This window comes from Aliivibrio thorii (assembly GCF_057368585.1).
In genome coordinates this window covers 1,816,220-1,842,227 of record NZ_CM170654.1, presented here as the reverse complement: position 1 = coordinate 1,842,227, position 26,008 = coordinate 1,816,220, and the positions used below count along the sequence as shown (strand labels likewise).

17 protein-coding genes are annotated in these 26,008 nt (G+C 38.2%); 13 read left to right on the top strand and 4 right to left on the bottom strand.

Annotated elements, in window-relative coordinates; genetic code table 11:
- Window positions 1–2: 2 nt before the first annotated feature.
- Entirely contained in the window at window positions 3–1,157 is a 1,155-nt protein-coding gene (locus AC2IP4_RS08275; RefSeq protein WP_375322785.1) for an acyl-homoserine-lactone synthase, read from the bottom strand.
- Between the two features lie 318 nt (window positions 1,158–1,475).
- Between AC2IP4_RS08275 and rluB the strand changes: the two genes are divergently transcribed.
- Window positions 1,476–2,555 (top strand): 23S rRNA pseudouridine(2605) synthase RluB, encoded by a 1,080-nt coding sequence (gene rluB / locus AC2IP4_RS08270; protein WP_105054487.1) that lies wholly within the window; start codon window positions 1,476–1,478, stop codon window positions 2,553–2,555.
- Window positions 2,556–2,643: 88 nt separating this feature from the next.
- Here the strand turns inward: rluB and AC2IP4_RS08265 are convergent, their stop codons facing one another.
- Window positions 2,644–3,384 carry a YciK family oxidoreductase gene (locus AC2IP4_RS08265; RefSeq protein ID WP_105054488.1) on the bottom strand — a complete coding sequence of 247 codons (741 nt, stop codon included), beginning with the start codon at window positions 3,382–3,384 and terminating at the stop codon, window positions 2,644–2,646.
- Window positions 3,385–3,543: 159 nt separating this feature from the next.
- Between AC2IP4_RS08265 and sohB the strand changes: the two genes are divergently transcribed.
- Window positions 3,544–4,605: a protease SohB gene (gene sohB, locus AC2IP4_RS08260; protein WP_375322203.1), complete on the top strand. Its 1,062-nt coding sequence runs from the start codon at window positions 3,544–3,546 to the stop codon at window positions 4,603–4,605.
- A gap of 72 nt (window positions 4,606–4,677) precedes the next feature.
- Here sohB and AC2IP4_RS08255 read toward each other — a convergent pair whose 3' ends face one another.
- Window positions 4,678–4,923, bottom strand: a complete 246-nt coding sequence (locus AC2IP4_RS08255) for a YciN family protein (RefSeq protein ID WP_105054490.1) — start codon at window positions 4,921–4,923, stop codon at window positions 4,678–4,680.
- A 399-nt stretch (window positions 4,924–5,322) separates the two neighbouring features.
- Between AC2IP4_RS08255 and topA the strand changes: the two genes are divergently transcribed.
- The 4 genes from topA to AC2IP4_RS08235 all read left to right on the top strand — a co-directional run bounded on the left by topA (window position 5,323) and on the right by AC2IP4_RS08235 (window position 11,383).
- Window positions 5,323–7,962 carry a type I DNA topoisomerase gene (topA, locus tag AC2IP4_RS08250; protein WP_375322204.1) on the top strand — a complete coding sequence of 880 codons (2,640 nt, stop codon included), beginning with the start codon at window positions 5,323–5,325 and terminating at the stop codon, window positions 7,960–7,962.
- Between the two features lie 198 nt (window positions 7,963–8,160).
- Window positions 8,161–9,579, top strand: a complete 1,419-nt coding sequence (locus AC2IP4_RS08245; RefSeq protein WP_375322205.1) for an SLC13 family permease — start codon at window positions 8,161–8,163, stop codon at window positions 9,577–9,579.
- Between the two features lie 3 nt (window positions 9,580–9,582).
- Complete coding sequence (locus AC2IP4_RS08240) at window positions 9,583–10,923, top strand: ATP-binding protein (RefSeq protein WP_375322206.1); 1,341 nt, start codon at window positions 9,583–9,585, stop codon at window positions 10,921–10,923.
- Window positions 10,910–11,383: a response regulator gene (locus AC2IP4_RS08235; protein WP_060990674.1), complete on the top strand. Its 474-nt coding sequence runs from the start codon at window positions 10,910–10,912 to the stop codon at window positions 11,381–11,383. The genes AC2IP4_RS08240 and AC2IP4_RS08235 overlap by 14 nt, the downstream gene beginning before the upstream one ends.
- Window positions 11,384–11,442: 59 nt before the next feature.
- On the opposite strand, the gene AC2IP4_RS08230 is transcribed toward AC2IP4_RS08235, so the two are convergent.
- Window positions 11,443–12,438 carry a 2-hydroxyacid dehydrogenase gene (locus AC2IP4_RS08230; protein WP_375322207.1) on the bottom strand — a complete coding sequence of 332 codons (996 nt, stop codon included), beginning with the start codon at window positions 12,436–12,438 and terminating at the stop codon, window positions 11,443–11,445.
- Between the two features lie 249 nt (window positions 12,439–12,687).
- On the opposite strand from AC2IP4_RS08230, the gene AC2IP4_RS08225 reads away from it, so the two are divergent.
- The 7 genes from AC2IP4_RS08225 to AC2IP4_RS08195 all read left to right on the top strand — a co-directional run bounded on the left by AC2IP4_RS08225 (window position 12,688) and on the right by AC2IP4_RS08195 (window position 25,992).
- Window positions 12,688–14,394 carry a phospho-sugar mutase gene (locus tag AC2IP4_RS08225; protein WP_375322208.1) on the top strand — a complete coding sequence of 569 codons (1,707 nt, stop codon included), beginning with the start codon at window positions 12,688–12,690 and terminating at the stop codon, window positions 14,392–14,394.
- A 538-nt stretch (window positions 14,395–14,932) separates the two neighbouring features.
- Window positions 14,933–17,377, top strand: a complete 2,445-nt coding sequence (locus tag AC2IP4_RS08220; protein ID WP_486310179.1) for a GH92 family glycosyl hydrolase — start codon at window positions 14,933–14,935, stop codon at window positions 17,375–17,377.
- A gap of 55 nt (window positions 17,378–17,432) precedes the next feature.
- The gene (locus AC2IP4_RS08215) at window positions 17,433–19,958 is read left to right on the top strand and encodes a GH92 family glycosyl hydrolase (protein WP_486310178.1); all 2,526 of its coding nucleotides are present in this window, start codon (window positions 17,433–17,435) and stop codon (window positions 19,956–19,958) included.
- Between the two features lie 994 nt (window positions 19,959–20,952).
- Window positions 20,953–22,251: a hypothetical protein gene (locus AC2IP4_RS08210; protein ID WP_375322211.1), complete on the top strand. Its 1,299-nt coding sequence runs from the start codon at window positions 20,953–20,955 to the stop codon at window positions 22,249–22,251.
- A gap of 13 nt (window positions 22,252–22,264) precedes the next feature.
- Window positions 22,265–22,735, top strand: coding sequence for a hypothetical protein (locus AC2IP4_RS08205; RefSeq protein WP_375322212.1), 471 nt, complete (start codon window positions 22,265–22,267; stop codon window positions 22,733–22,735).
- Between the two features lie 419 nt (window positions 22,736–23,154).
- On the top strand, window positions 23,155–23,322 hold the full coding sequence (locus AC2IP4_RS08200; RefSeq protein WP_486310177.1) for a hypothetical protein: 168 nt from the start codon (window positions 23,155–23,157) through the stop codon (window positions 23,320–23,322).
- Window positions 23,323–23,400: 78 nt separating this feature from the next.
- Window positions 23,401–25,992, top strand: a complete 2,592-nt coding sequence (locus AC2IP4_RS08195; protein ID WP_375322214.1) for a hypothetical protein — start codon at window positions 23,401–23,403, stop codon at window positions 25,990–25,992.
- Window positions 25,993–26,008: the final 16 nt, after the last annotated feature.

Sequence of the window (26,008 nt, the reverse complement as noted above, 5' to 3'; positions counted from 1 at the left end):
ACTCAATTATGTCGTGATAGTTTTCTTAACCCAATAATCTTAACATTGTACTCTTTAAAATTATATTGATTAAAAGCATCTGTTGCATTATTAAGGAGCCAAATCCCTTTATAAGTAATAACCCCATTTTTATTTATATCTTGTGCGCTAGTGAAAAGATAAGGTGAGGACATTGGTGCTTCAAGGTTCATTGATTGGTAGAACAACACCATCGCTGGTTTCTCTATGATGGTAAAAACCACCTCACGTCCACTCTGTTTCAATGCGTTGGCTAGTCCTTTTTGTGCCAAATATAAGTGAAAATTTGCTTTTGATTTATTTCCACTGACGGTCAGTCTGATCGCTTCACATACTTTCTTGCTATCTACGATAGATGAAAAAAGATGATTTTCAATATCATTTGATGATTTATTGCTTAAGTGAGCGTCATCTAGTTTGATTAAACCTTTAGTTGCTTGTTGTAAGTTCGATACTGTGTGGGGTTGGTGAATTGATTGCCATTTTTTATTTTGGAAAAAATCATTAAAAAATAACCATTCGTTAGATACATGTGGTGAATTAATTAATGCGGAAGAAATGATACTAGGGTAGGCGTTTCCTTCATCAAATTGGTACAAAATATAGTGTTCTCCTTTTGATGAGATATCAAGCAGCGTTAACATCTCATACCATTGATGCTCTTTAATAAATGTTGCGATGTTAATCAGTACAATGGCATCTGAAAGTAAGAGAGGTTGTTCACTAAAGTTAGTGTGAAATAGGCGAGTATCTAGTGCGATATCTGGAACGATTTCATAACAGTAATGTTCGTTTATTGTCTGAGTACTGTAAGTGTTTAAATTATTATTAGTATATTCTTTGACTGAACGCACAGAATTTTGAATTGTTCGGAATATTTCTAATTCAGTCCAGAAAGACAGTAAGCAACCAAAAAACTTAAGCGCAAGTTGCTCAATAATAAAATAGTGCTCAGGAAGGGATAAACAAGGCTGTTTTCCTATAATGTCTTGAGCGGTTTGAGTTGAGAATATGTCGGCTAAATTGCCTATTTCTGATTCATTTAATCGACTTAAAATTGTATTTTTTCGATTCTCTATAATGTCTTGTAGAAGATTATGATTATCGGTTTCGTTACAATATGAAGCAAAGGTTTTTATAAAATATTCAGACTGGTTTTTTTTGTGCTTCCTCGTTTTGAAGGTCGAAAGCTAAAGTGTTAAATAAATGGGTTAATCTTTCCATTTGGATTTCCTTTTATGATAATAAAGTGTTGCTGTACATTCAGCACTTTAATCATACGGAAAATCACTTCATAGTATAAAATTTTGCTTAATTTTTTACCATTCATCACAACCTTATTGTATAATCAGCCTCCATAGAATTTGAAAGTGATTGAGAATGAAGCCTTAACTGAGCTAGGTTCTTGATTAATAAAGCTAATTGACGCCTGTGAAGGCGACATAATAAGGTAAAAAATGAGCGAAAAATTACAGAAAGTATTAGCACGAGCAGGTCTTGGTTCTCGTCGTGAGTTGGAAACGATGATTCAAGCTAATCGTGTTAGTGTTGATGGTCAGATAGCAAAACTGGGTGATCGCCTAGAAAATGTTGATTCAAGAATTCGTATTGATGGCCATGTTGTATCGGTAAAAGAGTCTACTGATGTTATCTGTCGTGTTCTTGCTTACCATAAGCCTGAAGGCGAATTATGTACGCGTCACGATCCAGAAGGTCGTCGTACTGTTTTTGACCGTTTACCAAAAATTAAAGATTCTCGTTGGGTATCAGTTGGTCGTCTAGATGCTAACACTGCTGGTCTTCTGTTATTTACAACAGATGGTGAGCTAGCTAACCGCTTAATGCATCCAAGCCGTAAAGTTGAACGTGAATACATGTGTCGTGTATTTGGTGAAATTAACGATAAAATGGTTAAAAATCTAGTTTCTGGTGTGAAACTGGAAGATGGTGAAGCACGTTTTGAAGATGTAATGTACGCAGGCGGTGAAGGTATGAACCATACTTTCTACGTTGTAATCAATGAAGGTCGTAACCGTGAGGTTCGTCGTTTATGGGATTCACAAGGTGTAACAGTAAGTCGTCTAAAACGTGTTCGTTACGGTGATATTTTCCTAGAAAAAGCACTCCCTCGTGGTGGCTGGATGGAACTTGAGCTTAAAGAAGTAAACTACTTACGTGATATGGTTGAATTACCACATGAAAAAGAAAGTTTATTAGACGTAGATAAGCAATCACGTAAACGTGCTAAATCTAAATCTCAAAAGATCCGTCGTGCAGTTAAGCGTCATGATGAGCGTACAACTGACGATCGTAGTGCCGCGCAAGCTGGTCGCCGCGGTCGCAATAATAAGAAACCAGTAGGAAGCTCATTACCATCAGCAAAACGTAATACAACTGGTGACGCTAAACCAGCAGGTAAACCTACGGGTAAGCCAAGCGGTAAAGGAAAAAAACCTTCTGCAAATGGTGCAAAACCAATCAGAACTAAGTTTTCTCCAAATGGTAAAGCACCAAAATCAGCACCAAGACAACGTTAAGTCTAATCGCTGATTTAAGTAAAATAAATTAGACAAATAAAAAGGGTTGAAGCCATACGGTTTCAACCCTTTTTTATTCTTTCAGTATTTATTTTGGTTGTGCATCAATGCATTGACCATTAATCGTCATACTTTCAGGAGCCATTAAATAAACATACAGCGGCATGATATCTTTTGGTGTTTTAAGTAAACTAATATCTTCAGCAGGAAAGGCTTGTGCACGCATACGAGTATGAGTACCACCTGGGTTAATAGCATTAACTTTTACCGATGTGCCTTCCATTTCATGAGCCAATGTTTGCATCATACCTTCGGTAGCAAATTTTGAAATAGCATAAGCTCCCCAAAAAGCGCGTCCTTGATGACCAACCGTTGATGTTGTAAAAATAATACGAGCATCATCTGATTGTTGTAACGTAGGTAATAAGGCTTGAGTCATTAAGAATTGCGCTTTGACGTTAATCTGCATAACTTCATCAAAAATAGCTTCTTCAAACTGCTCAAAAGGACTCAACATTCCTAGTAAACCTGCATTATGTAATAGACCATCTAGCTGACCAAATTGGCTCTGAATGGTTTCTGCCATATCTATATAATGCTGTTTTGTTGCTCCTTTTAGATCTAAAGGAACAATAGCTGGAGTTGGGTAACCCGCTTTTTCAATTTCGTCGTAAACCGCTTCTAATTTAGCAACTGTACGGCCAAGAAGGATAACTGTTGCGCCATGTTGAGCGTAATGTAATGCAGCTTGTTTACCAATACCGTCGCCAGCGCCTGTGACTAAAATTATTTTGTTTTTTAATGTGTCAGCTGAAACCTGATAGTCCACTTTGTAATCCTTGTATTTCAACGCTCACCGTAAAGTTATACTGTTTTTTCAGTATTTTGTTGTAAAAACACGCGTTTAGTGCGAATTTTTATCATAAGGTGAATTAACTTTGGGTTAAGTTAGGTACAATACACGAAACATACTTCAGAGGGTATTACATTGGAATTTTTGTTTGATTACGGTCTCTTTTTAGCAAAGATAGCAACAGTGGTTGTTTCTATTATCGCCATTTTAGTGGTAGCTAAAGCGGTTAGTGGTAAATCAGCTAGTGCAAAAGGCGAGTTAGAAGTTTCTAATTTAACTGAGCAATATAAAGATACTGTAGCTGAATTAGAGCATCATTTATTTGACGATGCAGAATTAAAGGCACGCGCCAAAGCTGAGAAAAAAGCAAATAAAGAAGCGGATAAAGCAAGGCAGAAAGAAGTTAAGCAAGCGACAAAATCTGGAGAGCTAGAGCTGAAACGTGATGCTCGTTTATTTGTACTTGATTTTAAAGGCAGCATTGATGCTAAAGAAGTGGCAGCATTACGTGAAGAAGTATCAGCAATTTTAGCCATTTCGGTTGAAGGAGATGAAGTTCTTTTACGCCTTGAAAGTGGTGGTGGTATGGTTCATGGATATGGGCTCGCATCATCACAATTAGATCGTTTGCGTGATGCCAATATTAAGTTAACCGTCTCAGTTGATAAAGTAGCCGCTTCTGGTGGTTATATGATGGCTTGTATTGGTGAGAAAATCATTGCAGCACCATTTGCTATTGTTGGTTCTATTGGTGTTGTTGCTCAACTGCCAAACTTTAGTAAGTTATTGAAGAAAAACGATATTGAGTTTGAACAACTGACGGCTGGTGAATACAAACGCACCTTAACTATGTTCGGTGAAAACAGTGATAAAGCGCGTGAGAAATTCCAGTTAGAGCTAGAAGAAACGCACGTACTATTTAAAGATTTTATTCACGAGCATCGCGCTGAATTAGATCTTGAAAAAGTAGCAACTGGCGAACATTGGTTTGGTAAGCAAGCGCTAGAATTAGGCTTAATTGATGCGATTCAAACATCGGATGATTATGTAACTCAAGCATGTAAAAATCGTGAAGTATTAGCGATTCATTATGTACAAAAGAAAAAATTGAGCGATAAAATCGCAGGGGTTGCAGGTCAATCTGCAGAAAATGTCTTTATGCGTTTGATTAGCAAAGGCCAGCGGCCAATTGTTTAATTTTTTATAGAGACTGCGTAAGAAAAAAGGCTGAATTATTCAGCCTTTTTTATTGCTTTGATTTATCAGAAATTACTTAACGGTAAACTTTTTGGATAATTGATGGGCAAGGTATTTAAACATATTGAATACAGCGGTTGTTTTCTCAGTCGGTAACCCTTGTTCTGATAAAAAGTATTCACCTTTAAACACTAATACTTCGTCTTTTTCTTCTACACTAGTGGCACGCATGCCTTCAACATAGTTTTCGTGATCTTGAATGATTTGATTGGCGATTAACAGTAAATCAGCCTCAGAAATGGATTTTTTATCGCTCATACGTCACTCATTTATCGCTATATAAAAGACGAATTTTAAGCATAAAGAATTAAAAATACAATTGATGTAAATCATGATGATTAAAATAAATTTCGAAGAAATAATTGTGATTTTATTGTGAGCGACTGCAAGGTATTGAATTAACTTTTTGAGCTATTAGTCAGTAAATGTTAATAGATTCGACCGAAATAAGAACGCTTGAAAAAGTGTCAAGTGATAATTACATCTAATTAACAACTGTCCAAAGCGCGACCATTTAGAAGCAATTGTAAAAAAAGAGGTTGACGTGATGGCATCCTCCCTCAATAGTAATATATAGATAAAAGTTCAATTTATAGCTGTGGATATCGTTTTTTTCGACAGTTTTGTATTTCAGCACGAGGACGTTAGTGAGACATTATGGGTAAATCTCTAGTTATCGTGGAGTCACCAGCCAAAGCAAAAACAATTAATAAATACCTTGGCAAAGACTTCATCGTAAAATCCAGTGTAGGTCACGTTCGTGATTTGCCTATGGGTTCGACAAGCACCGGAAAGAAAGCGGCGGCAGCGTCAACCAAAGGTATGAGTGTTGAAGATAAAGCACGCATTAAGAAAGAAAGAGACAAGAAGAACCTGATCAATAAAATGGGTATTGACCCATATAATGATTGGGCGGCGAATTATCAAATCCTTCCAGGCAAAGAAAAAGTCGTAGCAGAATTACAAAAACTGGCTGAGAATGCAGACACTATCTATCTCGCAACCGATTTAGACCGTGAAGGGGAAGCTATTGCGTGGCACCTTCGCGAGATCATCGGTGGTGATGATTCACGCTATAAACGAGTAGTTTTTAACGAAATTACAAAAAATGCGATTCAACAAGCGTTTGAAACTCCTGGCGAACTGAGTATGCCTGGTGTCAATGCTCAACAAGCACGTCGTTTCTTAGACCGTGTGGTTGGCTTCATGGCATCTCCATTGTTGTGGAAAAAAGTGGCTCGTGGTTTATCTGCTGGCCGAGTTCAATCAGTTGCTGTGAAGGTATTGGTTGAGCGTGAGCGTGAAATCAATGCATTTATTCCTGAAGAGTTCTGGGATATTCATGCAGACACACTGACTGCGGATAAAGACAACTTCCGCCTACAAGTAGCTCAACGTAATGGTTCTGCCTTTAAACCGTTAAATCAAGCGGATACGCTTGCAGCGGTTAGTATTCTTGAAAAAGCAGAATATGAAGTGTGTAAACGTGAAGATCGCCCAACAAAAAGTAAGCCATCAGCACCGTATATCACATCAACATTGCAACAAGCAGCAAGTACACGTCTAGGTTATGGTGTGAAAAAGACCATGATGTTAGCTCAGCGCCTCTATGAGGGCGGTTACATCACTTATATGCGTACTGACTCAACTAACTTAAGTAAAGAAGCTGTAGAGACGTTACGTGAGTTTATCGGTTCTGAGTATGGCGATAGCTATTTGCCAGCATCTCCGATTATTTATGGAAGTAAAGAAGGCGCACAAGAAGCCCATGAAGCGATTCGTCCTTCAAACGTAGAAGTGAAAGTTGACGACCTACAAGGTATGGAAGCGGACGCTCATAAACTTTACAACCTAATTTGGAATCAATTTGTGGCGTGTCAAATGACACCTGCACAATATGATTCAACCACATTGAGCGTAAAAGCGGATGAATTCACTCTAAAAGCGAAGGGACGAATCCTTAAGTTTGATGGTTGGACTCGCGTACAACGTCCAATGGGTAAGAACGAAGATCAATTATTACCAGCAGTTCAACTTGGCGATAAGCTAAAACTAGAACAGCTTGATCCAAAGCAACACTTTACTAAGCCACCAGCGCGTTTCACAGAAGCAGCATTGGTTAAAGAACTTGAGAAAAAAGGTATCGGTCGTCCATCGACTTACGCATCAATCATCTCAACCATTCAAGACCGTGGCTATGTTCGTGTTGAAAGTCGTCGTTTCTATGCAGAAAAAATGGGCGAAATCGTTACAGACCGTCTAAATCAATCGTTTGATGATTTAATGGATTACGACTTTACTGCTCGTATGGAAGGCAACTTAGATAAAATTGCAGAAGGTGATAAAGATTGGAAAGACGTACTCAACGCTTTCTTCCAAGATTTCACTGACGATATCGCTAAAGCTGAGCTTGATGAATCAGAAGGCGGTATGTCACCAAATAATATCGTAGAAACTGATATTAAGTGTCCTACTTGCAGCCGTAATATGGGGATTCGTACTGCATCAACTGGGGTATTCCTTGGATGTTCTGGTTACGCATTACCACCAAAAGAACGTTGTAAGACAACCATTAACTTAGGTAATGAAGAGGGCATTATTAATGTTCTTGAAGAAGACGTAGAAACTGCAGCATTACGCGCGAAGAAACGTTGTCCTAAGTGTGAAACAGCGATGGACCCTTACCTAATTGATCAAGATCGTAAGCTTCATGTTTGTGGTAATAACCCGAACTGTGAAGGTTACATTGTTGAGAAAGGTGAGTTCCAGCTTAAAGGTTATGATGGACCGATTGTCGAGTGTGACAAATGTGGTTCAGACATGGAACTTAAGAACGGTCGCTTTGGTAAATATATGGATTGTACGAGTGAAACGTGTAAAAACACTCGTAAGATCCTTAAAAATGGCGAAGTTGCGCCACCAAAAGAAGATCCTGTTCATCTTCCTGAATTGGAATGTGAAAAGTCAGATGCGTACTTTGTATTGCGTGATGGTGCATCAGGTTTATTCTTAGCAGCAAGCACGTTCCCTAAATCACGTGAAACACGTGCACCGTTAGTGGAAGAGTTAGTGCGCTTTAAAGATCGTTTGTCTCCTAAGTTTACTTACTTAACGGAAGCGCCAACGCACGATCCTGACGGTAAGCCTGCGGTAGTTCGTTTTAGCCGTAAAACGAAAGAAAACTACGTTCGTACTGAAAACGATGGTAAACCATCAGGTTGGACTGGGTTATATATCGACGGAAAATGGGCAATTACCGATAAGCGTAAAAAGCCAAAAGCTGAGAAAGAGTCTTAATTATTAAGGCATTATAATCAGACAAAATAATGAGAGCTTCAGAAATGCAGCTCTTTTTTTATGATACAAGTGTCACAAAATTCTATATTTGTTCTTATTTTGAAACAATGATTGATCTAACACGTTATACCGAATGGTTGATGAAGGAGATAATTCTCGTTATTACCCTTAAATTGTTCTATGGAAGTCGGTAGCGTTATGCGTCAATACATGAAGTATTTAATCCCAACAATTATCCCACTCATCATTCTTTTGCTGCCTTTGTCAGCTTTTCCTTTTGAAGGTATGACAATTATTCAGCAGCGTGTTATTGCTATCTTTTTATTAGCAGCACTATGTTGGGTGTTTGAGCCTATTCCTATTTATGCTACATCGGTAGTTATTATTGTTTTAGAGCTACTTATGGTATCAGACAAAGGATTTTTCTTATTTAAGATGAATCAGGATTCCGCTCATTTTGGTGAACTACTTAACTCCAGCGATATTATGGCGACCTTTGCCAGCCCAATAATTATGCTGTTCTTAGGTGGATTTTTCTTGGCAATGGCTGCAACAAAATATCGATTGGATGTGAACTTAGCGAGAGTGCTATTGAAGCCATTTGGGACGGATCCTAAATTCGTTATGCTTGGCTTAATGTTGATCACCGGTATCTTCTCAATGTTTATGTCTAATACTGCGACAACAGCGATGATGTTATCTATCTTAACGCCAGTTATTGCCGTATTTGGTCCAAAAGATCCGGGTCGCGTTGCGTTTGCGTTGTGTATCCCAATTGCCGCAAACATTGGTGGTATTGGAACGCCTATAGGAACGCCACCAAATGCCATTGCACTAAAATATCTAGTGGGAGATAACTTAATTACTTTTGGTGAATGGATGGTGTTTGGTGTGCCATTTGTTATTGTGATGATGGCGTTAGCTTGGTTTTTAATTACGTATTTATACCCAGCAAAACAAACCACAATGAATTTGGATATCAAAGGTAAGTTCTTAAAAACACCAAAAGCAATTACGGTATATGTTACGTTTGCGGGTACGATCTTATTATGGTTAATGGGATCAAGCCATGGCATGAATTCATATACAGTAGCCCTTATTCCTGTTGCTATCTTTTCTATTACAGGGATTATCAATAAAGAAGATCTTAAGAAAATCTCGTGGGATGTTCTGTGGTTAGTTTCCGGTGGTATCGCACTTGGCTTAGCTCTAGATAAAACAGGTTTGGCTAAGCTAGTCGTTCACAGTATTCCATTTGATGCTTACTCTCCTTATGTGGTTTTATTTGGTGCGGCTTTCTTATGTTTAATCATGGCAAACTTTATGTCGCATACGGCAACAGCCAACTTATTGATGCCGATCATGGCAGCGTTAGGTACCTCAATGACCTCATTGACCCCATTAGGTGGTGAGCTAACCTTAATATTGATAGTTACGTTTGCTGCCTCACTAGGTATGTCATTACCGATAAGTACCCCACCAAATGCGTTAGCACATGCAACCGGTAATGTAGAAAGCAGTCAAATGGCAAAAACGGGCGTGATTTTAGGGATAGCAGGGGTTCTATTAAGTTTTGTTATGGTATGGATCCTTCACACTGTTGGTCATATTGGGTAGCTTATGAATCAAGAGAAGTTACAGCGTTTGATTGATGCGTATTTTAGCCAACCAGAGCGAAGAGTTGTTATTCCTGCGGGAGAAACTATTTTAGAACAAGGCGCTGATAACGAGCGTCTCTATTATGTTTGTTCCGGAGAGCTTGAAGGGTTCTATTTAGAAGAGAATGGTGAAAACCAAGTTAAGGTATTTAGTGCATCTGAAGGTGCTTTTATTGGCGTTCACAGTTTTTTCTCTGAGACCTTGATAGCTTCGTCAACCGTTGTGAGTAAAACAGAAAGTGAATTGAGTTGGATTGATTCAAAAACAACAGCGATAGAGTTAGAGCGTTATGGTCCTTTAACGGCTCAATTTACGCCAATTATTGTTAATGAGCTTTCTCGTCGGCAACGTCGAGCAATGCATGAATCTATTGAAAAAGAGAAGGCATTACAAAAGTTATATTCTGCAGAGCAAATGACAACCTTAGGGCAATTGGCGGCAGGAATTGCACATGAACTCAATAATGCAGTAGGCGTATTGAGTAGCAAAACAGAGCGTCTTCAATCTATTATTTTAGAGTTACTTGAAGAGATACATCCAGAAGCCAGTAGTTTTGTTGACCAAGGGTTAATTAACGGACAAAACATCAGCTCTTCTGAAGTCAGAAGGAGAGGACGAGAGCTTGAAGTGAGTTACGGTATTGATAGAGATACGGCTCGTGAATTGGCAAGAGCTGTTCCAGAAGGTGAGCTTTCTCTATTTTGGCTTAAAAGTCCAGAGCAAGCCGTTAGATATTGGAACATAGGGCGAGATCTACATGACATGCGCTTGGCTGCAAGACATTCCGTTGGAATTGTTCGTTCAGTAAAACAGCTAGGTCGAACAGACATTGATACAGATGAAATTTTAGATGTGAATGACAGTATCAATAAGGCTCTAGTGCTACTGCAGAGTGATTTACGCCGTGTTTCTGTGCATTTAAGCCCAGCGGCAATGCCTATGGTTAAGGCTTCTGCGACAGAGCTTGTGCAGATATGGGCGAATATTATTAAGAATGCCAGTGATGCCATGGAGAAAGTGAAAGAGCCAGAGATTGAGATTTCTACCAGAGTGTCTAATCGCTTTGTCTTGATTACTATTGCAAATAATGGTCCCGAAATTGATGAAGCGACAAGACGTAAAATATTTCAACCTAACTTTACGACTAAAAAGGGCGGGCTCTCTTTTGGGTTGGGGTTAGGATTAGCTATCGTGAAACGGATCTTGAGTGGGTACGGTGGCTCTATTGCAGTAAAAAGCAATCAAGAAAAAACTATTTTTAGAATTAAATTGCCAGTGGAGGACGGTCATGGAAAAGCTTAATCTGATTTGTGTAGACGATCAAAGGGAAGTGCTGAGTGCCGTTTTGCAAGATCTCGCACCACTAAAATCATGGATCAATATTGAAGAATGTGAGTCGGCAGATGAAGCATTAGATTTAATGGATGAATTAGACAGTGAAGGTGGATACATTGCGTTAGTGTTGTCTGACCATGTGATGCCAGGTAAAAGTGGAGTGGAGTTACTAACCGATGTGTCTCACGACTACCGCTTTTTAAGAACCAAGAAGGTATTGTTAACAGGTCAAGCTACTCATCAAGATACCATTATTGCGATTAATCGAGCGCGCATTGAAAGTTATATTGAAAAGCCGTGGAATGCAGATGAATTAAGAGCATTAGTCACTCGTTTAGTGACCGAGTTTGTGTTTGATAAAGGACTTGAATATACCGATTATCAAGAACACCTTGATCAACAAGTAGTATTAAACCGACTACGATAATTTTGTATTTTTACTATAATTCCCTCATGTACTATTGTTACATGAGGGAGCTATCATAATTATGCTTGAATCAATTCATTACCAGACGCATCACCTTTAATAAATGCATCAATACTTCTTAATGTCGTAGCAGCAATATTTTCTAATGCTTCGTCTGTTAAGAATGCTTGGTGTCCAGTAAAGAGAACGTTATGGCACGCAGATAAACGTCGGAATACATCATCAGTAATTATGTCGTTTGATTTGTCTTGAAAGAAGAGTTCTTTCTCGTGGTCATAAACGTCTAAACCAAGAGCACCAATTTTGCCTGCTTTTAAGGCTTCAATCGCATTGGCTGAATTTAATAATCCACCTCGACTCGTATTGATGAGCATCACGCCATCTTTCATTTTCTCAAATGAGTCAGTATCAAGTAGGTGTGTGTTTTCAGATGTTAATGGGCAATGCAATGTAATCACATCAGAGTGTGTAAAAATATCATCCAAAGTTGTGTATCTAACCCCTAAATCAATCGCAACCTGGCTTGGATATGGGTCATAGCAAAGGATCTCCATTCCTAACCCTTTCAGAATGCGCATAGTTGCAAGGCCAATTTTTCCTGAGCCGATAACTCCCACTGTTTTCCCAAAGAAGTTAAAGCCAGTTAGTCCCTCTAAAGAGAAATTTGCGTCTCGAGTTCGTTGGTATGCTTTATGAAAGCGACGATTCAGACACATCATCATACCAACGGCATGTTCGGCGATTGCTTCTGGTGAATAAGCAGGAACACGAACGACCTGTATGCCTAATTCTTTTGCTGCATTTAAATCGACGCGATCAAACCCCGCGCAGCGCATTGCAATCAGTTTTGTCCCCTGTTCTGCTAATTTTCTTAGAACCGGTGCTGATAAATCATCATTTACAAAGGCACAAATAACATCCGCGCCATTAGCGATTGGTGCAGTACTTTCTGTAAGTTGAAAGTTGAAATACTGGCACTCAAATTGATATTTTTGATTGATACGGTTAAAAGACAATTCATCATAAGATTTGGTACTGAACATCGCAACTTTCATATAATATCCTTACAAATAAACAGGTTATATTAATTTAATCTTTTCTTACTCTATCATTTATTGGCTTAAAAATAAGAGAAAGATCATAAATGAAATGTTTTAAATTTTAGGGAATCAAGAGTATTTACGTATCAGAACTATAATTTGTTCATAGTGAGCTATTATTTTCCTGAGTTTAGCGATTGCGTTCATGTAATTGATAATAGATATCATCTAGACTTAAGGGATATTCAGTAATGAGGTTTTATTATGATGCAGAAAATCACAAATTGGTTAACCAGAGATCCTGAACCAAAAACAAGAGAAGAGCTTCAATACCTTGTTGATATTGGAAACATGGCAGAATTAGAAGACCGTTTCTCTTCTCGGCTTCAATTTGGTACTGCTGGCTTACGAGGCATGGTCGGTGCAGGACCTAATCGAATGAATCGTTTAGTGATTCAAGAAACAGCCACAGGATTAGGACATTATTTAATAGATAACATTACGGATGCGAGTGAAAGAGGCGTTGTTATTGGCTATGACGGTCGTACGGATTCTCAACAATTCGCTCATGATACTGCAAGTGTTTTAACGGCTTTAGGTATTAAAGTATTCTTAACAACGAAAGTAGCAGCGACACCAATTGTGGCTTACGGTATTAAGAAGTTTAATGCAGCCGGAGCGGTAGTGGTTACGGCAAGTCATAATCCACCAGAATATAATGGCTTTAAGGTGTATTGGGAGAATGGAGCGCAAATTATTCCACCACACGATTCAGGTATTGCTAATGAAATAGATATTGCAGCGACTAAACCAATCCCGTTAATGTCACTGAATGATGCTGAGGGACGAGGACTTTTAGTGTGGTTAGATGACGAATATTACCAATGTTACCGCAATGCGATGAACAGCAATCCACTGCTTTCAAATCATACTAATCCATCAGCCATTTCAATTGCTTATACAGCGATGCATGGTGTGGGGGCTGATATGGCAGAAACCTTATTACGTGATGCTGGTTTTAATCATGTGGTGAGCGTAGCAGAACAAAGAGAGCCTGATGGTACTTTTCCAACCGTAAATTTCCCTAATCCAGAAGAGAAAGGCGCGATGGATATGGTGATTTCGCTCGCTGATTCAGCACAGGCTGAACTAGCATGTGCTAATGATCCCGATGCGGATCGTTTTGCGCTTGCTGCACGAAAAGCAGATGGTAGCTATCAAATGTTAACAGGAGACCAAGTTGGTATCTTGTTTGGACACTATTTATTGAAACACACGGATGCAACTAAGCAGTTAGTTGGTAATACGATTGTGTCTTCTCGTTTGCTAAAGAAAATAGCAGAGGCAAAAGGTGCGGAATATTTCCAGACGCTGACTGGTTTTAAATGGCTGACTAACGTAGCAATGCAAAAACAGTGTGATGAGAAGCAATTTCTTTTTGCTTATGAAGAAGCGCTTGGTTATACCGTAGGTAGTGAAGTATGGGATAAAGATGGATTATCTGCTTTAGTTGCTTTTGCTCAATTAGCAGCAGAACTTTCAACCCAAGGTAAGAGTGTTTGGGATGAACTAGAACTGATTTATCGCACTCATGGCTTATATGTAAATGAGCAGCAAAGCATTGCATTAGATCCTAATTCTCCACCAATTGGGGATAAATTAAGAGCAGCGCCACCTAAACAAATTGCGGGTGTAAATATTAGTGTCACTGAAGATTTAAAAGCCTCATTACGTTATTTATCTGATGGTTCAACAGAGTCAATAGATTTACCGGCGAGTGATGTGCTGATTTACCACTTAGAAGATGAATCTCGTATTATTGTTCGCCCTTCAGGAACTGAACCAAAGTTGAAATGTTACTATGAGATGGTAACAGACATAGCGCCAACTGATGATTGTGCAGATATTCAGATTGAAGCCAATACCGCTATGGCGCGATTGATTAGCGAGCATCAAAAAAGTTTACTATAAAATAACAATACCTTTGTTAATTATTTAATGGCCTCAATATAATATTGAGGCCATTTTTATATGATAAATAAATAATTTTAAACACTATAAAATTAGGGATTAAAATCACATACATTTGCTTGTTGAATGTTTTGTTTTTAATTTTATATTTATCTCTGTGAGCTATATTGCTATTTAATTTATTTTCTTGTGAGATATTTCGCAACATATCACAAATTGATTTTGATGGTTCAATAATCCAGTAAATGGTTTAAATATCAACTTACTATACCCTCCATATATACTTACTATTCTCATGGTTATTAATAAGCTTTCTTCAAATGGAATTAACATTTCAAAGTAAGAAGGTTCTTGCGTTTCGCTTTTTATTTAAAGAATACATAGCACCGTGATTATTAAACATATTGGGTAATATCGTATAGATTATGCGGTTTTTGATAGAAAACACGTATTTCATATTCGGTTCTTATTTGTAAATATCCATAAAAACAATGGTGTAGTGTTTTCAGATGTTTTCATTGTAGTAATAAGGAACAATATGAAATTTAAACTCTCTTTCTTAGCATTTGCTGTCGCTTTTGGAATTACTGGCTGCGGTGATGAAACTGTGAATCATATAACAACCTCTAATTCTGGAGACCAATCTATAAGTGTTCCGGCTGTGTCAGGCGTTGCAAAATATATAAACCCATTGATTGGTACGGGTGCTGATGGACATACATTCCCTGGTGCGGTATATCCTTCTGGTATGGTTCAATTATCCCCTGATACAGAAATGGATGGTTGGGGATCTGCGGCTGGCTATTTTGATCACGGCAAGTTAGTTGATATTCCAGTATATGGTTTTTCTCATACTCATTTATCTGGAACGGGTATTACTGATTTAGGTGATATTTTAGTTCTTCCATTTATCAATAAATCGAATGCAACTTATAATACGTTTGATAAGAAAAACGAGATTGCTCAAGCTGGGTATTATGCGGTAGAGCTAAACAATGGCGAAATAAAAGCAGAATTAACAACGTCTCCTCGTGTAGGTTATCATCGTTATACTTTTAAAGAAGGTGTGACGCCTTATATTAAGCTTGATCTTGACCATACCTTAAATAAATCTTGGGGTAATAGAACTACGATTGGAGACATTGAAATCGTAGATGAATATACCATTAGAGGTAAACGCAGTTCTGATGGTTGGGCTAATAATCAACATGTCTATTTTTATGCAAAATTTAGTCAACCAATTCTAAAAGCAACAGCCATGATTGATGATGTTGAAACGGATATTGCACTTAATAATGAAGGCAGTATTGAGGCTGTTCATACGATTGCGTATTTAGAGTTTGCAAAGTCAAGCAAACCCGTTGAAATGAAAGTCGCAATATCACCAGTGAGTGCGGAAGGGGCTGAAGGAAATTTACAGGCTGAAGTTCCACATTGGGATTTTGCGAAAGTACGCAACACCTCTTTAAATGCTTGGAACCAAGAGCTTAATAAAATTAAGATTGAAGGTGGAACAGAAGAGCAGCGTGAAATCTTTTATACCTCATTATATCACGCCTCTATTGCACCTATGATCTTTCAAGATGTGGATGGTAAATATCGTGCAATGCGAACTCAAGATATTAAAGATGCGGGAGATATCCCTAATTACTCAATCTATTCAATGTGGGATACGTTTCGTGCATTTCATCCACTTCAAACAATAATAAACCCACAACGTGCAGAAGAATATGCGAATGACTTAATTCGTAAATACGAAGACGGTGGCATTCTTCCTAAATGGGAGCTTCATGGTCATTACACAGGAACGATGATTGGGTTTCCTGCCATTTCTATTATTGCAGATGCAATGGTAAAAGGGCTTGATATTGATGAGACTAAAGCAAAAGCGGCGGCAGAATTTACAGCTCGTTACCAAGAGAAGCAGCAATTTATTGATGCTGGTTGGACAGAAGATCAGAACTTAGGTGCGGCTAATGTAGTGCAAGTTAAAGTGTATGAAGAAAATGGGTTTGTGCATCATGGTTACTGGAACTCAGCATCTTATACGTTAGAGTTTGCTTATGGTGATTGGGCTATGTCTGAAATTGCTCGTATGAGTGGTGATATTGCTCTTCAAGATGAATTCATAACTCGTGCTGATAATTGGAAAAATCATTGGGATGCAGAAACTGGATTCTTACGTCCAAAAAATCATCCGGACAGCACTCGTCCGGAAAAACCAGCGTCAGAGTTTAATCATCCAATTGCACACTGTGAGACAGTTGATGAGGTGAAAACCTGTACATTTGAGCCCTTTGATCCTTACTACGTAGATGAATTTGCCTTTACTGAAGGTAATGCGTGGCAATGGAAATTTCAGCCGATGCATGATTTTGAAGGCTTGAAAGCAGCCATTTATGAAGCTGATGTAGTGAAAGGAATTGATACTTCACCAGAGAAAGCATTTCGTGAAGATTTAGATGAGCTATTTAATGCAAGTTCCTCTAATACTGGCGAAGAGTTACCTGATTTAACGGGGTATGTTGGTCAATATATGCATGGTAATGAGCCATCTCATCATATTCCTTATTTATACAATATGACGGATGAACCTTGGAAAGCACAAGAATACTTAGACCGTATTATGAATGAAATGTACTCAGCAACGCCAACAGGCATTGTTGGTAATGAAGATGTTGGTCAAATGTCTTCTTGGTACATCATGTCGGCAATGGGCTTCTATCAAGTCACCCCTGCAGATCCAACTTACAGTATTGGTCGCCCATTGTTTAATAAGACGACTTTAGCAGTGAAAGGTGGTGAGTTTACGATTACGGCAGATAACAATAGCCCTCATCATAAATACGTGAAATCAGTGAGTATTAATGGCCAACCATTAAATGACTTCTCATTCGAACATAGTGATATCAAAGCAGGCGGTAACTTACATTTTGTAATGACTGGCGACAAAAACCAAGCAATGAAAGCGGTTCTAAATTAACCCAAACAGGCACTGTTCATCAGTGCCTGTTACTTTGATAAGTAAAAGGATTTCCATGAAATTTAAACGATCTTATTTAGCATTCGCAATCGCTTTTGGTCTTGTTGGGTGTGCAGAAGAAACAGTTAATAATATTTATACAGAGAGTAATGATACTAACACCTCTGTGACGTCTCCATTTCCTGAACTGGAGGGTAATGTTGCTTACATTAATCCTTTCATTGGTACTGGGTTTAATGGCCATACATTTCCGGGAGCCGTCGTGCCTGAAGGAATGGTGCAGCTCTCACCAGATACGGAGTTAATTGGCTGGCATTCTGCTTCAGGATATCACTATGATAAAGCTACCTTATTTGGTTTTTCCCACACTCATATAAGTGGCGCGGGGATGGGAGGGCTTGGAGATATTCAGTTTCTACCATTTATAGAAAATAATGAAAAATATATAGATGAATCAGATGATTATCGTAAAGCTAAATTTGTTAAGTTAGATAAAACAACAGAGATAGCAGAGGCGGGATATTATTCTGTAGAGATCGCCGATAACGGAATAAAAGCAGAGTTAACCGCTTCAGAGCGAGTGGGCTTCCATCGATACACTTATCCAAAAGGTGAACCTATAAAACTTAAGATAGATTTAAACTCTATCCTGAATTCAGACTGGGGTTCAACATCGCTTCGTAATAAACTGAAAATCAGTGAAGATGGCTATTCGGTTATCGGTGAAAAAGATTCAGCAAATTTTTCGGGTTGGGCTAAAAACCAAAAACTGTTTTTTCATGCTACTTTCGATAAAAAAATTAAAGCCGTTTATCTATTAGCTGGCGGCGTTAAAGTAAATGGTTTAACGGCAGAGCATCGATCTGAATTGATTTACAATGATGAAGGTGTCGCTATTAAGCGGACGAAAGCTGATGTAACTGCTTATATAGAATTTGAATCTGGTGATAATCAAGAGTTGAATGCGCAAGTTGCAATTTCAGGTGTGAGTGCTGATGGCGCGAAAGAAAATCATGATGCAGAAGCCTATACCGATGGTAAATTAACACCATTCAATGTTGCTCGAGGTAATGCCGTTAAAAAATGGAGTAAAGCGTTAAACTTCTTTATTGAAGGTGGTACGGAAGAAGAAAAAGAAATTTTTTATACTGCGTTATACCACACTAAAATTGCACCAATCGTTCATCAGGATGTGGATAAAAGCTTCCGAGGAATGGGGATTGGCTCTATGCGCAATGGTGAGGGAGAATATACGATAACTTATGGTACCGCGACTGAAGATAAGCCCAATTTTACCGTGTATTCTTTATGGGATACATTCCGTGCGTTGCATCCCCTAAAAACAATTACAGAGCCGACCCGAGCGGTTCAATATGCGAAAAACTTAGTTCAAAAACAGGTGGAAAGTGGGTTGCTGCCTAAATGGGAGCACATGGGAGACGAAACTGGAACAATGGTTGGTTACCCTGCAGTTGCTGTCATTGCAGATGCCATGATTAAATACCCAGATGAATTCTCGCAAGAAGAGAAAGTTCAAGCTCTTAATGCCGCTATCGCTTCGTCAACCTATAAGCCTGAAGATTTTCCTCAATGGGATAAACAAGTACTTGATAAGACATTAACCGCACACGTTAAATACATTGAAGACCCTGAATTTGGATTTGCTCCCGCGATTCAGCGAGATTCAGAAGGTAATGCCGTTAATCCAGACTATACAATTGAATCCGTCTCTTATGGGTTAGAGAATGCATACTATGATTGGTGTATTTCTCAAATAGCTACATTGGCAGGAGATGATAAAAATGCAGAACTATATTTAGCTCGAGCTGATTTGTTTAAGAAGTATTTTGATAATAATCCTGAACAATATGCTGAAGAGGGAGTTTCAGGGTTTATGCGTCCAATTATGGCGACGGGTGAGTTTATGACGCCTTTTGACCCATATGGAACGGCTCATGAAACGGGGAACTATACCGAAGGTAATGCATGGCAATGGACCTGGTTTGCGCCTCACGATATCAATGGCCTTAAAGAAATTATGGGGGGAGAGCAAGCCTTTTTAACTAACTTAGAAGCGACATTCAACGCTAAATTATCTGGTGACGAAACCGCCGATATGTCAGGTTTAATAGGGCAAGTTGCTTTTGGTAATGAGCCTTCTCACCACATTCCTTATCTATATAATTGGACGTCAGAGCCTTGGAAAACTCAAGAAGTGGTAGATTATATTCTTGATGAGATGTATCAGGCTACGCCAGAGGGAATTGTTGGTAATGAAGATGTTGGTTCAATGTCGGCATGGTATGTAATGTCAGCAATGGGTTTCTACCAAGTCAATGGTGCCGATCCTACTTACACGATAGGTCGTCCATTATTTGATGAGATCCGTCTTCCGGTTAAAGATGGCTTTTTCACAGTTAGAGCAGCAAATAACTCCGATGATAATATGTACATTAAATCCGTCACTATTAATGGAAAACCGCTTAGTAACGGGCTGTTCTTTAATCATAAAGAATTTAAAGCGGGTGGTGACTTAAGTTTTGTGATGACAGGAAATAAAGAAGAAGCGATGACACCGTAAAATAAAAAATATTTAACTTCATCGGCTAAAAACGGTAGGTAAAAAAGCTTACCGTTTTTATATTCCCTCCTCATTGATGGTCCTGATTCATCACTATCTATATCTTCGATTAGAACTAATTTTGAAGAAATATCACCGCAACTGGTCGTTAGCAATCAAAATTAGTTTCTTGAGACTATACAATAATCCGATGATTATGGGCTCCAAGTATTTTACAAACCGCATTTGTTACAAGGAAACCCCATATGGAGTGTCATATGTCATACTCACCCCGATTTTTTATTGATTCGGGATGCGAATACTAAAAGCAATGAACTGATTTTAGTTAGCATATTTTAGATGCAAAAAACAACTTTCGATAAACTCTCTTCTTTATATCCAAATCAAAAAATTCAGTATTAGGGAAGGACGTTTTAAATGATCAATCAGTATTGGGCGTTGTAAATGGGTAACTAAATATTGGAACAAAGGTCAAGTAATTGATTTATTAATAGTTTAATTTTATATAATTACAACCGATTGATTACCCTCGGCATTTATTTTTGTTTTATTACATAAACCCATCAAAATGGTGAATGTCTCACAAGATACTGAGATTTCAGCTTATTGATAATTCTCTATAATTGATATAGTTTCTCATTTGCATTTACAGTAAATTTAACGGAGTAACTATGAAAGCTATGACATTTATTGGCTTAATTGCCTTTTCTACCTCAATCTCTGCTTTTGCAAACTCAATTGTAGGTAAGTATCCAAACTCTATGTGTCGAGCAGAATTTATTTTTTAATTAACTCAATAAACTTGATTTAAATTTTCTCGAAATCAAGCTTAACTCTATTGGCTTTTTTTGTAATATAACTAAAAGTTATACCACCTTAAAATAGTAGAAGTAAGTTTATACACATTAATATTTTGTGACCTTGTTTCATTCTTATTCATTTTATAAACCAAAAAACCAATAGAAATAATAATCATTATAAAAGGAGTCTAGTTATGGGAAATCTAACAAGGAGGCGTCTGTCTCCCTTATTTACTAAGAAAATATTAAGTTCTGCAATAACCGGAATATGTTTAATGTTCCCCCAATTTTCTAGCGCACAAGGAACAACTGCTGTTCTTATTCCAACTCAAAACCAAATAATTAATTATAGTGAATCTCCAAGAGTTATATGCGATAACTATAAACAGAGAATTACCGAAAAAAACGCTAGATTGGCTTTATTGGGGATAGATTCTCTTGATAAAGAAAATACATGTACACACCTTGCGCTCTCTAAAGGTGAAATAGAAGATTCACACCTTTTTAGCTACTATATTTTGGGTAGCACCATCGGAAAATACCATAGAGAAGTCAGTGAGAAAGTAGATGTGACTAATGAAATAGATTTAATAATTATTTCTTCTACTAACAAAACGGAATACGCGTTGTTTTCTAATGGTAACGCTTTACTCAATGAGCAGGAGTTTGGTGGGAGAGGGTGTACAACTCCCGTTAAAGACAGAAGATATTGCCCGCAGGGAATTGAGAGATATTGGCACAATATAAATAGTGGACGTGATCTTACCGCAAGTTACGGCGGATATGTTTGGGGGGACATAAATAATGTGTTCAATAATGTAAGCACACAACTTTCGGTTACGGATATTCCAGGAGGTAACGACAACAGTCGGTGGTGGCGAAAAAAAGAAGCGAACCCAAAAACGACAACTGATGGTGTCTTTAGGGTTAATCGTTCAATAGGATTCGGTATTGGAGTGAGTGGAAGCAAAAAAGACGGTGTCAGCGTAGAGGCTAGTTTATCATCCGAAAGAGGAACTTCTTTTGAAACTAGGGCAATGAATGTCCATCAATTTGAACTGGAAAGTGATTTAGGCTCGCGCTCAGAGTTTATACTGAACCCCACCGCGTTTGCTGCTATGAGTTACTTTAACACAAGTATACATACTGGCGGCGTAGCGGCTGCCGATGTTGCCTTGGGGGAATTTGCGTGGCGTAACTTAGATTTTAGTTCAAATGTAATATGGGAAGAAACTATCAATGCAGAGAATTGTTCATCTCGGACACGTACAACCGAATTCCAGCACGACCTGATCATAAATCGTGGTCAGTATAATCTTGATGGTACACCTGGTCATAAAATAATAGCTTCAAGCTATGACAAATATCCAGTGGGAGATCCTTCTACACCCAAAACTCATACTTTTACAGTTAAAACTCAGTGTCGGAGTTCTGGTCCAGAAATGAATAAGAGATTCTACCGTTTCGCAGCTACTGGTTTACTGAATGGCTAATAAGGAAATAACGATGAAAAAAATAGCACAATTGGTATTAGCAGCATCGTTTATGCTGGCTAATCAAGCGAATGCAAACTCTATTTACTTAACCGTTGATGATCTGACCTCTTCATCAAAAGCCCTTGTTTCTGAAATTAAGGAGATGTCTGGGAAATTCGTAAATACACAAACAGGAGAGCTGGCACAAAATTCAGACTCGGAGCTTCATATTGTTATTTTAGACTCCAACAACATTATTAATAATAATTTGGGGTTCAACAAAACACTATTTTCTGATGTCCATTCAATTATCATTATTGGTGAGCCAAATAATAACAGTACAGTTTCTCAAGAATTACTTGGATATGGTATTTCTGATGATTACCTAGTAATTACAGGAGTTGATGATCCAAATAATCGGCGGGTAACACATTTCGATAACGATAATGGAAGTAGCATTTCAAAAGTATCGAAAGCATTACTTAAGGCGGCTATGTTATAATATAAAAGCTCCGCCAATAGGTAGCATAACCAATTATTGGCGGCCCTTCTTTTTTGCTCATGATGATGCTTTAATTAGCATATTTTAGATGCAAAAAACAACTTTCGATAAACTCTCTTCTTTTATCCAAATCAACAAATTCGGTATTAGGGAAGGACGTTTTAAACGATCAATCAGTATTGGGTGTTGTAAATGGGTAACTAAATATTGGAACAAAGGTCAAGTAATTGATTTATTAATAGTTTAATTTTATATAATTACAACCGATTGATTACCCTCGGCATTTATTTTTGTTTTATTACATAAACCCATCAAAATGGTGAATGTCTCACAAGATACTGAGATTTCAGCTTATTGATAATTCTCTATAATTGATATAGTTTCTCATTTGCATTTACAGTAAATTTAACGGAGTAACTATGAAAGCTATGACATTTATTGGCTTAATTGCCTTTTCTATCTCAATATCTGCTTTTGCAAACGCGATTTTTGGTGAGAATCCAAACTCTATGTGCCGAGCAGGATTTACTGGCCCACAGTCAGTGGATTTAGCAGAATTTGTTCATTGTATACCTACCATATCCTAGATAAATTAGCTGTTGCTAATCATTCCCCTCTAGATTTATAAGTACCTTTTTTCAAAAAATATAAGAATAATTAATAATATGAAATTAAATAATTTGATGCTTGTTTGTTCCTTGTTTTCAACGGGAGCTTCCGCTTTAGAACTGTGCCGAATAGGAGAAGAAATCAACGTTCTCGATAAAGAGTCGTTTAATAATTTAAGTGAGAAAAATTACCGCTCTTTTAGTGATGAAATTATGCCTGAGGATCTTTTTCCAAAAGTACCAGACCATTTCTCAAGTTTAAAACCGAATCTAAGCGAAGCCACCCACGTTTACAGCGACACTTCTTCTTTACTCGAAACCGGTCCTGTAAGCTCCTTTGCTGTAGAAACAGAAGAAGCTTCGCGCTTATTGTCTACTATTGGACGATCTGCATCTGAAGTAGGCAGTGCTGCACTTGAGGCGTTAGGACCAATTGGAGAAGCCGCTGCAGTAGGCCTTTGGGCGCGTGATGTCGCGGACTCATTTGAAGATGAATCTCGGACATCCTACGATCGTTTTGCAACCGTTATGGGGTTAGTGGATTGGTTTGGGGTTCTCAAACTTCCTGAGCGTGCTGTTGATCGTTACATTATTAGTCATCGTTGGGACAGCATGGCTTCTGGTAATCATTACAGTTTTACTATTCATGATGATATTGTGACGCAGCAAGATTTAAGGGATAAGAAACACTGGGCGGAATTGGCGAGTAATCAGCACAAAACTCTTGAATCAATAGTAAAAAGCTATGCTTCTGATGTCGCATTAAAATACCAACTGCATTATCAAGAAACGGTCAAGGCACAAGCATTACTTGCCAATGAATTGCTAAGTGCTGTAGAGCAGGAATTGGAAAAGACACTTCATTTTCAATTAGGAATAAATAAAGAGGGGTCACGATTATTTTCGTCTGATATAGCAAGTACGTGCCGAACAGAAACTGACGCGTTATTTGCTCTTTATCCTAACCACCAAGAAAATAATAATCGTCCACCTTCGGTTCCTTCCGCCCGTGTCGCAAATCGTACGTTAGCCGCGCTGCAACATTGTCAGCAATACATTCTTGATCAAGCGGTGACTAAGCTGGATGAAATACGTAATGGGCAGTTGAATGATTTGAACCATCTTGCGCTAACTCAACTTTATACACGTACATTGAACGCAAAGAGGAAGATTGCTGAAACGGCCGATAATCATGTTCGTATTACGAGTATGAAATTACAAAACTCAATGAAAAATGATGGTTTAGCGCTAATTAATCGGCTTTTTGATTCGGGTTCGGTAGAAAAAGCGAATGCGTTTTTTAAAGAGCAAGCAAGTCGCTATGCGGTTGATGAGATGGCGAGAAGTTTGCTGTATCGACCTGCAACTTCAAGAGAGCTTTCCTCTAAGGTTTTAGTACTGCAAGAGACTTATAAGTACTGTTCTAGTGTTGGTGTTTTAGCGGGAGACCCTAATTTTAGGGGGTGTCTAAAATATACATGGGAGCCAGCAGAAACACGTCGATTTGACTCTTCTCAAGATGATGTGATTAGCCAAATAAAAATGCCGTTACGTGAAACGTATTACGAGGTATTTGCTACCACGCTTAACCTATTGATTAAAGAGGGTTGGAATTCAGAAATCGAAGAACAATGGCTTGAGCAACAAATTCTCGACTACTCAGAACAACAAAATCAGATGGTTCAGAGCCGAGAAAATAAAGCCGAAATTTATCGTTGGTTGTTTGATTCACGTGTTCAGCTAGGGAATGATTGTATTGGTGAGCAAGTGTGTGCAGGATGGAGTTCGTCATATTTAACGAAAGAAAATCTATCTCGCTCCTCTTCTCTTTCTGATATTGCTCGCTGGCTAGTCGATTACTCTGGTCGAGGAAGTTATGTACACCGGAAGAGATTGGAAAAATTGGATGAATTAATTGAACCGGCTTTAGAGAGTGAGTGGAAAGCAACACAAGGCAGTCAATTTTATAGTTATGCTTATCCAGGCGGCTTTGATATGGAAAAATATGCGCCATTGATTGCTTCTGCATTGGAAAGCTCAACCCTTGATGTGACTAATTTATCGGGTAATGCACTCCCATTAGCAAAAGGGATTGTAAAATCACGTTTGATTGAAGCGGTTGAATTAGGTGAACAAAATGGACCTGATTGGTTACTTTCTCAGGTTGGTGACTTTCAACGTTATGCCGCAATTGTTCATTCACAGCATACCAGTGTTGGACGTCACGCTCCTGAAATGGAAGAAACCCCCGTTTTATTTTCAGAGATGCTGCCTGCTTATATTTTACGTTATTTAGTGTCTGATTTAATTCCAGACAGTTACGATGCTCGTTTGGTTAATTCTATTAATGCTTTGTATGATCCTTCTTCAGAGTTAGGCCAAAAGATCACACAACTTGTAGAGGTTAATCAAACACTTAATGACCGTTCAAATAGAACGTGTGACATCAACTTTATGCCCCTAAAAGAAACCTTACTTGCTATTTCAGGTGATGAATCATTGTATTGGCTATCACCTATATCGAGTTGGTTGGATAATTTAACGCGTCAACAATTAACGAGCCAGGCGGTGATTGGATGGGGAGCAAGAAAACAAACTGAGTTTGGGATTGAATGTGGAATTAGTCCTAATAGCCTTTCTTATCAATAATCTCGGGAGAATAGAG